Raw genomic sequence first — 14,251 nt, forward strand, 5'->3', positions numbered from 1 at the left:
CTAGCCCTTGAGCGAGGTCGCCAGGATTACCCAATCAGCGGCCTCAAGCGTTTGCCTGGAGAGTTGATGGCCTCCCTTCTGGGCTGTCTTGCGTGCCTTGCGTCGCGCCTCCGCGGCCGCATGCGCCGGCTTTTTGACCGCGACCAAGCGCACAGCAAGCGGTTGCGCGCCGGACTTGCGCTCTATCCAGATCGGTCGATCGATCATGCCGCCTGCCAAGGCCTTGCGCAGCTCTGCGATGAGACCGACAAGGTTGCCGTTGCGATCCAGCCAACGCGCGCTCTTCCAGCCCGCGCGGATCACGAAGTCCGCGCCGGCATCGACGCACTGTGGATACGCCACACTGCGTTGTTTTGCCCGCCCTCGGTCCCGCTTTGGGGACCGTCGTGGCATCAACGATGCGGATCAGCCGACCGCGGCTTGCCTTCGGCGCACCACTCGCAAGTGCCTGACCTATCAGTTGCGCCAGCCAATCTCCGGACTGACGCAAGCGATACAACAAAGCCACGTTGGAGATGCCGACAAGGCCCACCGACGTCGCCCACGCCGCCGTCAGCCGCAGACCCCGCGTGCCCAGACAATACGCAAGTATCAGCCGCAGCAAATCAACCCCATTGGTGATCTCGCGCGGACGAACAAACGCCTTCGTCTCGCGCGCGCCAACCTCTAGGTCGTGTGGACACTTACCGCATCCAAAGAACGATGGCTGCGAGAGTGACGACGGCTAGGTAATTTCGGGCGGTCTTTTCGAAGCGGGTTGCGACGCGGCGGAACTGCTTGAGCTTTGAGAAGCAGCATTCGACGAGGTGACGCTGGGCATAGAGGTGCTTGTCCAGCGGGTATTTGAGTGCGCGTGACGGGTTGTTGGGGATGACGGCGAGCGCGCCCTTGGCGGCGATGGCTTGGCGCAAATGATCGGCGTCATAGGCCGTATCGGCCATGACGACCTCGGCAGGTAGTCCCTCGATCAATGCGGCAGCTTGCGGTGCATCGCCCTTCTGGCCTGCGGTCAGCGCGAACCGTACGGGACATCCCAAGCCACGAACGGCCATATGTATCTTGGTGCTCAGCCCCCCGCGCGAGCGGCCGATCGCCTGATCTTCAGCCCCCCTTTTTTGGCGCCGGCGGCGTGCTGATGCGCCCGGACGATGGTCGAATCGACGATCAGATATTCGAAGTCCGGATCATCGGACATCGCCTCGAAGATCCGCCACCAGACGCCCTTGATGCTCCATCGACTGAAGCGCCGGAACACGCTGTTCCAATCCCCCGAACGCCTCCGGGAGATCACGCCAGGGAGAGCCCGTGCGAACAATCCAAAGTACACCTTCCACGAACATCCGATTGTCGCGCCCAGTGGAGCCCTTCTGGTCGGGGCGACCTATAATCAGCGGTGCCATCCGCTCCCAAGCCGCGTCGCTCAATACCAAACGGTCCATCACACCCAAGACTGCCTCCCCAAAAGCAGTCTTGAATCTGATTTGCGCCTAAAAGGAAATCCCTAGAGTCCAAACCACCTAGAGCCTCAGCCCCACCAAGCCGAGCAACAACACGCGCAAAGTCTTCGTTCACAAGCGATTCGTGTCTCATCCCTTCTTGGAATCACATACAAATTCAACACGCAATCCTATTTTAGCGCCTATGGGCCTGCGCCAGGGTCGATGCCGTCGGTGTTGCGGGCCTCGGCCGGCGCACCGATCGTGAGCCCCCCCAAAAGGTGGCACCTCCGACCCTGTTCATCCCGACGTGGAAATTGGGCGCATTGCGTAGCGTGACACCATAGAACGTGATGTTCTGCGCCTGATCGATCTGGATCAAACGCGGGGCGTTCTGATTGCCGCTCTCAGTCTGAGCGCGGCGGCGCGAGGCGTGAACCTTGCAACCCGGCGACAGCACCTTGCTTGTGAGCGAACAAAGATGAGCCGGTCAAAACGGCTGATCCCAACACTTGTCACGCGCGTGAGCGTTCGTGGCTTGGCTTCTCGCCACTTGCACTTGTGCGCGAATTCTTGCGCTCTACACCGCTCAGCCATTGCACCAAGCCAAGCCCCTGTTGCGAAGACCCGGTTGGCAGCCTACTTCCAGCTGTCGCTCGGTCGGACGCTGCCCCCAGCATCCGCTCGCAGGTTAGCGGGATCCAAGACAGGCTCCAATTGACGTGGTCGCACGTTATGCTCTCCGACCTCCTGCGCACGTGCGCTGAAGTGTCCCAGAGCAGATCGATGAGCCGTCTTCACGCTTCGGCGTTTGCTCGAGCTCTGTCAATTCTGCTTGGTACCTGGCCACATCCGATCGCGCGCGAAGGAGCTTGACTTTGATCTCGTCTCGTCGCCTCGATTCCTCTTCAAGCCGCCAATTATCCTCGATCGGCTCAATGGTCATTTACGTACGGTCTCCGATCTGCAGATGACTACAATCCTCAAAGCCTCGGACTGTCGATCTCCGGCGCAGGTGGACCTTTGCCAGAACGACTTGAGGCACTGTTCACAGCAAGTTGCTCGAATTGTGCGTAGCACGTTTAGGATCACCATTCGTCGATACCGTACAGAGCAATCTCATCCTCGGCGCAGGACCGAAGCCGCACCGGAAGATAGAGAGCTTGCCAGGCGAGGCTGCGTCTCCGATGCAGCTCGCTGACCGCTTGAAATGAACGAGCAAGTTTCATCTGACTCACAGATCAGGTGCCGCGAGATCGCAATAGTCGCCGCAGCGGATGCTCGGCACATCGAGCAACCGACGTGCCAGTGACGCCGACCGCCGTTTTTGACGAATCGCGGCACCTCTCGGCGCGCTGTCTGGATACCGACGTCGGGCTTCGGACAACCGACGTCTTCGATCACTGGGCTGAAATGGCTCATACTGCAAGTGGTCTGGGCGGACTTACCAAGCACACACCATCGAGTGCGCAGATCTCGGATCAATGCTATTCTACCTCGGCGCAACTTTGCAAATGAGAGCTGAGCGAATATCGTGGCGCTCGATCAGCTGTCATCGTGGGACAGCCTCTGTGCGGCTCAACTGAAAACGGCGCCGGCAGGCGGCTTGCCGTCGGCGAAGTCAGCTGCCGCCTTGGCGTGCAGCTTGGCCGAATCGAACAGCGACAGCTGTGTATGCTCCGGCCCGATCAGCAGGCCGATCTCGGTGCAGCCGAGGATGACCGCATCGGCGCCTCTTGCGCGACCGCGCGCGATGATTTCAATAAAGTCCTGCTGATCCGAAATGACAACCGCCGCAAAGTTCATTGAAAACAACATTGTGGATCCGGCTCCGATCCTTCTCGTCGGGCACGATCGGCGAAAGATCGAACCGCTCACGCAGTCGGTCACAATGGAACGGCTGCTCCATTGTGTAGAGCGTGGCCAGCAACAGCGCCCGCTTGATGCTCGCAGTGACGAGAGCTGCTCCGGTCACATCGATGATGTGGATGAGCGGCACGCATAGGTTCACCGTGACGAACGTGTCTCCATGGCGGCAAGAACATCTCTTGGAGAGGATCACATGGTAGCTGGCATCGAGAAGTTCCGGGGTTTTTCGCGGGACATGAGGACCACTACATGATCATCGGCGTCACAGCATGCGGCCTGCTGTTCGACGCCGTTGGTCTTCCAACGCCCCCACCGCTTCCGGTTGCAGCTCTCCCGACGTGACTTGCGCTGCTTTCAGTTGCTCGGCTATCGCGTCTGCGACACATGATGCTCGACCGACGGGGTGCTGCGCTCGCAGTCAAGTTGTTGAATAGAATGAACGACGGCTTTTCGGGGTCTCTTCCCCCACAGTTGGCACGACTCTTGAGTGTCTCTCGTTGCCCGGCGGCACGAGTTGCCGACGGCCATCACTGATTCTTCCTCTCATTGAGAAGGGAAGCAACAATGAAGATCGATATGTCAGCTTAAGGTGTGACCAAAATTAACTGCTGAAGAAGCATCTGCAACTTCAGGAGGCCGGTTTTGGCTCCTCATAGGAGCAGTGGGCGGAATTCTCGGGGTGCAGCCGGTGTAGTTATATCTGCGGGCGTCTGGTTTCCTAAATATAAGCCGTACGGCTAGACTGGTCTCTTACACGTAAGCCGCACGGCTAGACCCGATGAACACAAGTGACGAAAACGCCGTACGGACTACAGATTAGCAGCTTCCATGGAAGCTGCTAATCACCACAAGCCATGAACTTGTGGGCTTCGGCGAACGACGGCGTTCAGGCATTCACCGGGTTTGGCAATCAATAGGTTAGGTCATGAATTGTCTGGACTTTCTTCGGACGAGCATAGCGAAAAAGGAGCTGCCGACCTACGTCTATGGCTATCCTTCCAAGCGAGCTTATCGGGTTTTTCCGCAGCCACTTCGCATAACTGATGTCGTTGAGCAGGCTAGCCGTTCTAAGCACATCAACATCTATATCCATATACCGTTCTGCCGCTACCGGTGCACCTACTGCACGCTCTTCCTGACAACGCGTCAAAACCCGGCGACGGGGGAGTCTTATGTTGCTCGATTGGCGGAGCACATCGCGCGATATGGAGAATACTTCGGAGATCGAGAGGTTGTAAGTATCTATTTCGGCAGCGGCACGCCAACTCTGCTGACTCAGCATCAATTCCGCGAGCTTTTCGCCGCCCTTGAGGCTGCATTTCCAAAACGAAGCCGGAAACGTGAGATTACGGTCGAGAGCGCGCCAGACACTTTCGACAACAACCTTCTGGATTGCCTGAAGGCCTTTGGCGTCAACCGAATGAGCATGGGCATCCAGACCATGGTACCCGGCGAGCTTGCGCACTCAGGTAGACCATATTCGGTCGAGACTGCAGAAGCGGGAATCAAAGCGCTGACGGAACGGTTTTCCCACGTCAATCTTGATCTGATCTACGGCCTGCGTGGTCAAACTCGCGACTCCTGGAACTTTTCGCTTGGCCGCGCGCTCGACTACGAGTCGCAGACACTCTCCCTTTACCCCGTTGTTGTTCGTCCGATGACAAACATCATGACCTCAAAGGCGCACGCCCCCGAATTATTCTTCTCTGATGCGGATAAGTATGAGGTGTACGCATCCGGCGGGCGCCGTCTTGTCTGACACGCTGTAATTCGCCAAGCGTGTGACCTTAAGTCTAGCTTTAAGGTCATCAGGCGATGCGGGTCGAGGTTTTGGGCGGGCTGGAGCGTCGGCGGCGTTGGTCGCAGGATGACAAGGCACGGATTGTCGAGGAGACGTTGGCGCCGGGCGCAAAGGTGACAGCGGTTGCACGTCGCAACGGAGTAGCGGCCAGCCTGGTGTTCACCTGGCGTCGTCAAGCGCGGACATCCGAGCAGGTCGCACCGTCTTTTGCGCCGGTGCAGATCGCCGCCACGGAGGCAGAGGAAACTCCGAAGCTCTTACCTGCGGGTGATAGCCGAGGGCGGTCTGTAGTGGCCGCGCGTATTGGATTGATCGAGATCGACCTCGGTAACCGGCGACGGATCCGAGTGGATTCGCACGTCGATCCAGAAGCGCTGGCGCGGGTCCTCGAGGTACTTGAGCGCCGATGATTGCCATACCGGGTAATGTGCGGGTGTGGCTTGCGACCGGCCACACCGATATGCGCCGCGGCTTCCCGAGCCTCGCGCGTCTGGTCCAGGAGAGTTTGAAGCGTGATCCGCATGCCGGTGATCTCTATGTTTTTAGAGGCCGCCGCGCCCAACACTCGACATTCTGCATACAGTCTTCGAAGCGCGAAGATTGCGTATCCGTGGCATCCGCTTTTTGGGCGGACGCTTCAGGTGGCACCGTTCCGACGCGGCAAGGAGCTGAAATGCATCTACACAGAGGAGCGGCGTGGGTTTAGCCGCGAAGTTCCCAATTGGATGCTCGACGAAAGCTACTGCGCCGGCATGGCGCTAGGACCGCCGCAGGTCAGTATTGAGGGGCTGAACGAATTTGCTGCTGTTCTGAAGCTTCTGGGCGCGACTCAGGCGTCGGGCGCACAATCCCGTCCTTCTTTGAAGAGGGAGAAAGGACGTGCGGAGAAAAAGCCAATATCGCGAGCCGATGCAACTGGGTCTGGATCTGCGTCTTCGGATTCCCCAGAACCCGCTGGGCGCCAATCCCAAAGGTCTGATCGAGGCGCTCGCCGATCTGTTGCTGGAAGCGGCTGGCGTCGAACCCGCTCAGATGTCGGGAGGTGACCATGAGTGTCAAGATCACACGTGATCACCTCGACCGCGCCGCCGTCGTCTATGTTCGCCAATCGACAATGTCCCAAGTTATGGGGAATCTCGAAAGCCAGCGGCGGCAATATGACCTGGCGCAGGCCGCGGAAACCGCCGGATTTAAGTCGGTGGCGGTAATTGACGATGATCTTGGCCGCTCAGGCTCTGGCAGCACTCAACGGCCCGGATTTGAGCGGCTTGTGGCGATGGTTTGTTCGGGTAACGTCGGTGCCGTTTATTGCATTGAGGCGTCGCGGCTGGCGCGCAATGGACGCGACTGGCATCACTTGATCGACCTATGCGCCCTCGCGGGCGCGTTGGTCATTGATCCCGACGGCGCCTATGATCCGCGGCTTGTCAACGACCGCCTGCTTCTCGGACTGAAGGGAACGATGTCGGAGTATGAGCTGAGCCTGCTTCGCCAACGTGGAATCGCCGCTCGGGACTCTAAGGCCAAGCGCGGCGAGTACCGCTTCATGCTTCCACCTGGATTTTGTTGGAGTGAACTCGGCAAGATCGAAATGGATCCCGACGAACATGTGGCGGGATTGGTTCGACTCGTCTTCACGAAGTTCCGCGAGCTCGGTAGCGCCCGGCAGGTCTTTCTTTGGCTGCGTGCTGCCGACATCAAAATGCCTGTGGTTCTAAAAAACGTTCAAATCTACAAGCTCAGCTGGAAGGCGCCGGCCTATCACACGGTGATGCAGATCCTGCACAATCCGCTCTATGCTGGCGCCTATGCGTTTGGCCGAATCGCCCAGAAGACACGGATCGTGGACGGTCGCGCCCGCAAGGTCAGCGGGTTCAAAAAGCCGCGGGAGGAATGGAATGTTCTCCTGCGCGACAATCATCCCGGCTATGTCAGCTGGCAGGAGTATGAGGACAATCAGAGGCTGCTGCTGGAAAACGCCCACATGAAGAAGAACTGCTCGCGAAAATCGGCGCGCGGGGGACGCGCACTTCTGACCGGATTGATGCGGTGCGGCCATTGCGGGCGGATGATGCGTGTGTTCTACGGCCAGGCCAAGGGGAATGCCCATCGTTATCAATGCCGCGGCGATGACGCCCATGTCGGCGCTGGCCTATGTATCGGCATCGGCGGGGTGCGGGTCGATCGTGCGGTCGCGCTGCAAATCCTTGAGGCCGTCTCCGATCGGGCTGTTGAAGCAGCGATATTGGCGTCCGACCAGGTTGAGCGCTCAAGACAAGAGATCATCACGGCCGTCGAACGGGAGCTTGAAGTCGTACGCTACGAAGCGTCTCTTGCTGCACGCCGATACGAGCTTGTGGATCCGGCCAAGCGCCACGTTGCCCGCGAACTCGAGGCGCGCTGGAATGGCGCATTGGAGCGGGTTGCCGAGCTTGAAGGTCGTGTAAAGGAGCTGCGCACCGCATCGGCGGAAAGTCCCAAGATCGACCGCGCCCTGCTTCTGCAACTTGCGCATGATCTTCCGCGGGTTTGGAATGCACCGTCCACGGACACGCGCACCAAGCAGCGGCTGGTTCACATTGTGGTCCGAGAGATTGTTTGCGATCTCGATAGGAACACCAATGAGGCGGTTCTGCTCATCCACTGGACCGGCGGCCGGCACACGGAGGTTCGCGTTGCTCGCGTTAAGACGGGCCGATATCCGGGCGACATGGCACCGACTGCCGTTGACGCACTTCGTAAACTCGCTGGTCATTGGCCTGATCGAGAGCTCGCCGTGTCGCTCAATCGGATGCGCTGCAAGACCGGCGACGGCGAGACCTGGACGACTGTTCGCGTGCGGGAAATGCGCGAACGCCTGGGCTTGCCGGAATACGACCCCGCATCGTCCGACGGCAAAATGATCAGCCTTGCGAAGGCTGCGGCACACTTTGGAATTTGCGTCGGATCAGCAAAGAGCTTGGTGCTGAAGGACATCTTGCCGGCCACACAAGCAATCAAGGGCTCGCAATGGTTGGTTCCTGTCGACGCGCTGAGCTCGGAAACAGTACGTATAGCGGTGCAGCGCGTGATCGAGCGTCGGCCGAGAAACTACATTGATTATCAATATGATAGAATGATCCGCCTACCCGGTATCTGACAAAGGGACGTACAATGAAACGAGCTGTGCCGACCTGATCAAGATCATCTGGCATGATGGCCAAGGCGCGTGTCTGTTCACGAAGCGGCTGGAGCGAGGCCGCTTTTTGTGGCCATCAATGGCGGACGGCGTTGTGACGATCAGCGTTGCGCAGCTATCCTATCTCCTCTCCGGAATTGATTGGCGGATGCCGCAGGCAACCTGGCGTCCACAGGCTTCCGGTTAAATCGAGCGGGATTTTTTGCGACGAATATGGTTGATTCGTCCTCGTGACGACGCCCGCCGATCCGCTTCCCACCGACCTTGCCGCAGCACACGCGATGATCATTGCGCAGCGCGAGCAGCTGACGCTGGCGAAGAGCGAGGTGACCGTCGGCCGGTTGGAGATCGAGCGGCTGAAGCTGATGCTGGCCAAGGCACGGCGAGAACAGTTCGGGCAATCTTCTGAGCGCGGCAAGCTGCTGGTCGAGCAGCTCGAACTCGCCATCGAGGATCTTGAAGAGACCCAGGCTGAGCAGGAAACCAAGGCCGAGCTCGCAGCGCCGGAAGCCGCCAAACAGCAGCGCGTGCAAAATCCACGGCCGCCGCGACGTCCGTTGCCGGACAATCTGCCGATCGAACGCATCGTCGAACCCGCTCCTTGCGTATGTGGCAAGTGCGGCAGCGAGCGACTGCACAAGCTCGGCGAGGTGGTATCGAAGACCCTGGAATGTGAGCCGCGGCGCTGGAAGATTATCGAGCATGTCCGCGAAAAGTTCTCCTGCCGGGATTGTGAGGCAATCACCGAGGCGCCGGCGCCCTCCCATCCGATCCCGCGAGGCTTTGCCGGGCCGAGCCTGCTGGCGATGGTGCTGGTCAACAAGTTCCTGCTGCACCAGCCGTTGAACCGACAGAGCAAGACCTATGCCCGCGAAGGGATCGAGATCGACGTCTCGACCCTGGCGGATCGGATCGGCGCCTGCGTGGTGGCACTCGATCCCATCATTGAGGCGATCCGGATCCACGTCATGAGCGCGGAACGCATCCACGCCGACGATACGACGGTGCCGGTGCTGGCCAAGCTCAAGACGGTTACCGGCCGGATCTGGACCTATGTTCGCGATGACCGGCCGTTTGGCGGCACGGATCCGCCGGCGGCCCTGTTCTACTACTCACGCAACCGGGCTGGAGAACACCCGCAAAGCCATCTTGCCGGCTATGTCGGCCTCATGCAGGCCGATGCCTTCGATGGGTATAACCAGCTCTACAAGGCCCAAAGGAAGCCAGCTCCGATCCTTGAAGCGGCCTGTTGGAGCCACGGCCGCAGAAAGTTCTTCGACCTGGCGAAATCTGGAGAGGCGCCGATTGCCAGCGAGGCCGTGCGACGCATCGATATCCTGTTCGAGATCGAGCGCACCATCAACGGCAAAACGCCGGAACAGCGGCTTGCGGTACGTCGTGATAAGTCGAGGCCGATCGTCGCCGATCTCGAAATCTGGATGCGTCAGCAGCGAACCTTGCTCTCATCAGGCAACGATACTGCAAAGGCGATCAACTACCTGCTCAACCGTTGGGCGGCGTTCACCCGCTTCCTGGACGATGGTCGCGTCTGCCTCTCGAACAACGCTGCCGAACGAGCGTTACGCGGTGTGGCTGTCGGAAGACGAAATTGGACCTTCGCCGGTTCAGATGCCGGCGGCCATCGCGCCGCCGCCATCTATACCCTGATCGAAACCTGCAAGATGAACGACGTTGATCCGCAAGCCTGGCTCGCGGATGTGTTGGCCAGGCTTCCAGATCACCCCGTCAACAAAGTCGCCGACCTGCTCCCGTGGAATTGGAAGGCAACCCAACAGTCCAGAGCGGCTGCCGCCTGAGCGCCACGGCTGACCGGCGCGCCTGCCCGGGGTGCTGACCGGATGCGTACTATGAGGTCTACGACCAGAATGTTGCTCTGATGGCGTCCAAGGGTTACCGCTAGGAATCCTTTACGCGTTTCACCAAGATCGCTGGCGATCGAGCCTACCGGCAGGAGAACTCGGATTTCGAGGGAACGCCCCTGCTAGGATTAGGAGCTGGCGCCAGAAGCTATTTCGGGCAATATCACTACGGCTCGGACTATGCCGTCGATTCGAGTGCGGCTTCGTCAATCATCCACGCTTTCTCGGCCCGCTCCTTCGTTCCTGAGGCGATAGCATCGCACGGGATCACACTGACGCCGAACGATCTTGCGCGTCGCTACGTCCTGCTTGGCCTCACGTTGTCAGCCCTGAGCAGAAGGAGCTACGCTTCAGTAGTACGCATCCGGTCAGCACCCCGGGCAGGCGCGCCAGTCAGCCGTGGCGGTCAGGCGGCAGCCGCTCTGGACTGTTGGGTCGCCTTCCAATTCCACGGGAGCAGGTCGGCGACTTTGTTGACGGGGTGATCTGGAAGCCTGGCCAACACATCCGCGAGCCAAGCTTGCGGATCAACGTCGTTCATCTTGCAGGTTTCGATCAGGGTATAGACGGCGGCGGCGCGATGGCCGCCGGCATCAGAACCGGCGAAGGTCCAATTTCGTCTTCCGACAGCCACACCGCGTAAGGCTCGTTCGGCAGCGTTGTTCGAGAGGCAGACGCGACCATCGTCCAGGAAGCGGGTGAACGCCGCCCAACGGTTGAGCAGGTAGTTGATCGCCTTTGCAGTATCGTTGCCTGATGAGAGCAAGGTTCGCTGCTGACGCATCCAGATTTCGAGATCGGCGACGATCGGCCTCGACTTATCACGACGTACCGCAAGCCGCTGTTCCGGCGTTTTGCCGTTGATGGTGCGCTCGATCTCGAACAGGATATCGATGCGTCGCACGGCCTCGCTGGCAATCGGCGCCTCTCCAGATTTCGCCAGGTCGAAGAACTTTCTGCGGCCGTGGCTCCAACAGGCCGCTTCAAGGATCGGAGCTGGCTTCCTTTGGGCCTTGTAGAGCTGGTTATACCCATCGAAGGCATCGGCCTGCATGAGGCCGACATAGCCGGCAAGATGGCTTTGCGGGTGTTCTCCAGCCCGGTTGCGTGAGTAGTAGAACAGGGCCGCCGGCGGATCCGTGCCGCCAAACGGCCGGTCATCGCGAACGTAATGAGATGGACGGTCCCCGCCCTGATAAGCTCGAAAGAGCACCCAGAAGGAGGACAAGCTATGGCTATGATGACAATTGGGCTCGATATCTCGAAGAGCTGGTTTCAAATCCATTGGATTACGGCGGATGGAGAAATCGTCCGCAAGAAGCTCGCCCGCGGGAAGGTTCTCGATTTCTTTTCACGGCTTCCAAGTTGTCTCGTTGGTCTTGAGGCTTGCGGCAGCGCACATCATTGGGCTCGTGAACTGATGAAGCTTGGACACAAAGCACGTCTTATGCCGGCCCGCTACGTACGAGCCTACGTGAAGACAAACAAGCATGATGCTGCTGATGCGGAGGCGTGCTGGGAGGCCGTCCAACGACCTGGCATGCGCTTTGTCCCTGTAAAAACCGTCGAGCAGCATGGAATTTTAATGCTACATCGCACGCGCGATTTGCTTATTCGACAACGCACAGGCGCGATAAATGCTCTGCGCGGTCATTTGGGCGAGTTAGGGATCGTGACCGGAAAGGGAAAAGCAAACGCGAGAGAGCTCATGGCACTCGTGGACGTTGACGAGCGTATTCCACAGAGCGCGCGTAGCGCCCTTTCAATCCTTGTCGATCAGATCGAAGACCTTGAGCTACACATTGAAAGCTACGAAAAGATGATCCTTGCAACTGCCAAAGACAATGAAGTCTGTCGGCGTCTCATGAAGGTGGCGGGCATCGGCCCATTTGCCGCCACTGCCCTAGCGGCGTCTGTCGACCATCCACAACAGTTCGCGTCGGCAAGGCATTTCGCTGCCTGGCTTGGACTAGTACCAAAGCAGCATTCGACCGGGGGAAAAGAGCGGTTGGGTGGTATCAGCAAGCGCGGCGACGGCTACATTCGTAAGTTGCTGATACATGGCGCCCGAGCGGCCGTTCATCGCGTCCGTATCCATCAGGTCCCCAATACTTGGATAAGAGAGCTGCTCGACAGGCGTCCCTTCAATGTCGTGACGGTAGCGCTTGCTCACAAAACTGCACGGATCGCTTGGGCCATCATGGCCAATGGTGAAGAGTACCGCCCGCAAGTATAAATCGGGCGTGGTTCCGTTTGCGAGGGCAAAAGCAGAGTGATGGCAACCGGTCGGACCGGGGTCGGCTAAGCCCGTTGGACCTATCGAGCTTCAGAGCTCGCCAACGTAATTGGGCGCCGATCCGCGGATCTCATCAAGGCTCGTGGCATTGCCATAAAGCCGGATAGATAGCTGCAAACGATCGTTAGCCGAAACAAAGCAAATGGCCTTGCAAGGCGGGGACCGTCCATAGATAGGTCCAGATCCGGCCGGTAACCGTCTTGAGCTTGGCCAGCACCGGCACCGTCGGGTGAGTAGGCCGGAGGGATTTCACCTCCAGCCTCTCGCAGAACCGGGCGTGAGACTCTCGCCTCACCCGGCTCCCATCAGGCAAGCTTGCCGCCATCGCCGAGTTGCCAATGCACAAAGAGCCTGCGGTTCTCACGCGCGATCTTCTCCAGGAAGAGACGCGCGCGTCCTAAACGGTGATGGAAGCGCTTGTACTTTCGCTTCAACCAAATACCTAACGTCTGGTTGATGTAGCGCGCCAGCGGATAAAGCGCTGAGCGGGTGTATTGCCCATAATAAGCGATCCACCCCCTAACTATCGGGTTCAGCTCGCGAGCAATATCGTCCAGCGTCACCTCGGTTCGCCTGCGAAGTTTCAAGCCTCGGACCGTCGCCCTCATGGCGTTCAGCGCTGGTTTGCTGACCGCCGGGGTGAACCCACAGAACATCTTCTGCGAATGCGGCCCCAGGACCGATCGTGGCCGGAAGCAATAACCGAGAAAGTCAAACATGACCGTCTCGCTTTTACCTCGGCGCCGATCATCCTTGCAGTAGACGATCCTCGTCTTCATAGGATGCAATTCCAGGTGGCACTCCGCCAGCCGAGCCTGGAGCGCTTCGCGTACGCTTTGCGCCTCCATCTCATTCCGACAATGTACCAACCCGTCATCCGCATACCGACACCACCTGAGATCGGGGAACGTCCGCGCCATCCAGAGATCAAATGCATAGTGCATGAAGAGGTTGGCGAGGATCGGGCTCACCACGCCCCCTTGCGGGGTGCCGCGGCTTCGCTCGATTATCGTTCCATCCTCTTGCACCATCGGCGCCGTCAGCCATCGTTCGATGTAGAGCAGCGCCCATGCGCACGTTACATGTTTCCGGATCGCCCGTAGCAAGAGCTCGTGGTCGATATTGTCGAACAATCCTTTGATGTCGAACTCTAGAACCCAATCATACTTCCAGCACCGCTGTCGCGTGACGCCTACGGCATCGAGAGCCGATTTTCCGGGTCTGTAGCCATAGGAATCCGCCAGAAAGATTGCGTCAAGAGCCGGCTCAATCAGATGTTTAACAACTGTCTGTGCCACGCGGTCTGCCACGGTGGGCACCCCGAGGATCCTTTGGCCTCCACTCTTCTTTGGAATGGAGACGGCCCGAACAGGTGGCGAGTAAGCGCCTGAGCTCATCCGATTCCAAATCTTGTAGAGATTTCCCTTCAAGTCGGACTCGAATCGCTCAATCGTCACTCCGTCGACACCAGCTGCGCCACCATTGGATCGCACCTGCAGATATGCTTCGTACACCTCTCTCTTGTCGATGTTGAACGGCTTGCTCGGCTGGTTCATCGACGTCCTCCTGTTGCCAGTTGCGACGATGGCCAACCCACCTGATCCGATCCCTTTGCTCCGGCCCCATTACGAGCCTTCGTCGCTAATACGGACCGGTCCGTCCCAGTGCTCCGCGTCGGTAATCTCGCCTCACGGTCTTCTCCGCTTGTGCTTCTCCCTTTCCATCGGAGCGACTGGTTCCTGCAGTTCCACGACAGCGCCTGCATCCGATTCACGCCCCCTCAACGCCGGT

12 protein-coding genes and 2 pseudogenes are annotated in these 14,251 nt (G+C 59.0%); 7 read left to right on the plus strand and 7 right to left on the minus strand.

The genetic code is table 11. The features are described from left to right. The 4 genes and pseudogenes from HAP47_RS34860 to HAP47_RS34875 form a co-directional block, all read right to left on the minus strand. Complete coding sequence (locus tag HAP47_RS34860; protein ID WP_173640789.1) at positions 1-303, minus strand: hypothetical protein; 303 nt, start codon at positions 301-303, stop codon at positions 1-3. 380 nt (positions 304-683) lie between these two features. Beyond that, positions 684-1,448 (minus strand): annotated as a pseudogene (locus HAP47_RS34865) (IS5 family transposase). A gap of 184 nt (positions 1,449-1,632) precedes the next feature. Continuing rightward, complete coding sequence (locus HAP47_RS34870; protein ID WP_231168586.1) at positions 1,633-1,896, minus strand: glycosyl hydrolase family 28 protein; 264 nt, start codon at positions 1,894-1,896, stop codon at positions 1,633-1,635. A 1,118-nt stretch (positions 1,897-3,014) separates the two neighbouring features. Then, on the minus strand, positions 3,015-3,242 hold the full coding sequence (locus HAP47_RS34875; protein WP_173640788.1) for an aspartate/glutamate racemase family protein: 228 nt from the start codon (positions 3,240-3,242) through the stop codon (positions 3,015-3,017). A gap of 988 nt (positions 3,243-4,230) precedes the next feature. Here HAP47_RS34875 and HAP47_RS34880 point away from each other — a divergent pair. From HAP47_RS34880 to tnpB (HAP47_RS34890), 3 genes are read left to right on the plus strand one after another with little or no spacing between them, the layout of a single operon-like run. Further along, positions 4,231-5,064, plus strand: coding sequence for a radical SAM protein (locus HAP47_RS34880; RefSeq protein WP_173640786.1), 834 nt, complete (start codon positions 4,231-4,233; stop codon positions 5,062-5,064). Between the two features lie 56 nt (positions 5,065-5,120). After that, positions 5,121-5,516, plus strand: coding sequence for an IS66-like element accessory protein TnpA (gene tnpA / locus HAP47_RS34885; RefSeq protein ID WP_173637247.1), 396 nt, complete (start codon positions 5,121-5,123; stop codon positions 5,514-5,516). Between the two features lie 50 nt (positions 5,517-5,566). Further along, positions 5,567-5,812 carry a transposase gene (tnpB, locus tag HAP47_RS34890; protein ID WP_231168979.1) on the plus strand — a complete coding sequence of 82 codons (246 nt, stop codon included), beginning with the start codon at positions 5,567-5,569 and terminating at the stop codon, positions 5,810-5,812. A gap of 68 nt (positions 5,813-5,880) precedes the next feature. Here the strand turns inward: tnpB (HAP47_RS34890) and HAP47_RS34895 are convergent, their stop codons facing one another. After that, positions 5,881-6,171 (minus strand): hypothetical protein, encoded by a 291-nt coding sequence (locus tag HAP47_RS34895; RefSeq protein WP_173637249.1) that lies wholly within the window; start codon positions 6,169-6,171, stop codon positions 5,881-5,883. Here HAP47_RS34895 and HAP47_RS34900 point away from each other — a divergent pair. The 3 genes from HAP47_RS34900 (at position 6,155) to tnpC (HAP47_RS34910) (ending at position 10,101) form a co-directional block, all read left to right on the plus strand. Further along, entirely contained in the window at positions 6,155-8,245 is a 2,091-nt protein-coding gene (locus HAP47_RS34900) for a recombinase family protein (RefSeq protein WP_173637250.1), read from the plus strand. The genes HAP47_RS34895 and HAP47_RS34900 overlap by 17 nt on opposite strands. An 88-nt stretch (positions 8,246-8,333) precedes the next feature. Further along, positions 8,334-8,471, plus strand: a complete 138-nt coding sequence (tnpB, locus tag HAP47_RS34905) for a transposase (RefSeq protein ID WP_231168978.1) — start codon at positions 8,334-8,336, stop codon at positions 8,469-8,471. Between the two features lie 94 nt (positions 8,472-8,565). After that, positions 8,566-10,101: an IS66 family transposase gene (gene tnpC, locus HAP47_RS34910; RefSeq protein ID WP_173640457.1), complete on the plus strand. Its 1,536-nt coding sequence runs from the start codon at positions 8,566-8,568 to the stop codon at positions 10,099-10,101. 469 nt (positions 10,102-10,570) lie between these two features. On the opposite strand, the pseudogene tnpC (HAP47_RS34915) reads toward tnpC (HAP47_RS34910), so the two are convergent. Continuing rightward, positions 10,571-11,335 (minus strand): annotated as a pseudogene (gene tnpC / locus HAP47_RS34915) (IS66 family transposase); the annotation flags it as partial. A 60-nt stretch (positions 11,336-11,395) separates the two neighbouring features. On the opposite strand from tnpC (HAP47_RS34915), the gene HAP47_RS34920 reads away from it, so the two are divergent. After that, complete coding sequence (locus tag HAP47_RS34920) at positions 11,396-12,400, plus strand: IS110 family transposase (RefSeq protein WP_173640785.1); 1,005 nt, start codon at positions 11,396-11,398, stop codon at positions 12,398-12,400. 365 nt (positions 12,401-12,765) lie between these two features. Here HAP47_RS34920 and ltrA read toward each other — a convergent pair whose 3' ends face one another. Next, complete coding sequence (ltrA, locus tag HAP47_RS34925; protein WP_173640784.1) at positions 12,766-14,016, minus strand: group II intron reverse transcriptase/maturase; 1,251 nt, start codon at positions 14,014-14,016, stop codon at positions 12,766-12,768. Positions 14,017-14,251: the final 235 nt, after the last annotated feature.

Source organism: Bradyrhizobium sp. 41S5 (genome assembly GCF_011516665.3).
In the GTDB taxonomy this organism is placed as follows: domain Bacteria; phylum Pseudomonadota; class Alphaproteobacteria; order Rhizobiales; family Xanthobacteraceae; genus Bradyrhizobium; species Bradyrhizobium quebecense.

Excerpts from the sequence above, each read along its gene's own strand:
- HAP47_RS34875 (WP_173640788.1), bottom strand. The coding sequence starts at position 3,242 with ATGAACTTTGCGGCGGTTGTCATTTCGGATCAGCAGGACTTTATTGAA.
- HAP47_RS34880 (WP_173640786.1), top strand. The coding sequence starts at position 4,231 with ATGAATTGTCTGGACTTTCTTCGGACGAGCATAGCGAAAAAGGAGCTG.
- tnpA (WP_173637247.1), top strand. The coding sequence starts at position 5,121 with ATGCGGGTCGAGGTTTTGGGCGGGCTGGAGCGTCGGCGGCGTTGGTCG.
- tnpB (WP_231168979.1), top strand. The coding sequence starts at position 5,567 with ATGCGCCGCGGCTTCCCGAGCCTCGCGCGTCTGGTCCAGGAGAGTTTG.
- HAP47_RS34900 (WP_173637250.1), top strand. The coding sequence starts at position 6,155 with ATGAGTGTCAAGATCACACGTGATCACCTCGACCGCGCCGCCGTCGTC.
- tnpC (WP_173640457.1), top strand. The coding sequence starts at position 8,566 with ATGATCATTGCGCAGCGCGAGCAGCTGACGCTGGCGAAGAGCGAGGTG.
- HAP47_RS34920 (WP_173640785.1), top strand. The coding sequence starts at position 11,396 with ATGGCTATGATGACAATTGGGCTCGATATCTCGAAGAGCTGGTTTCAA.
- ltrA (WP_173640784.1), bottom strand. The coding sequence starts at position 14,016 with ATGAACCAGCCGAGCAAGCCGTTCAACATCGACAAGAGAGAGGTGTAC.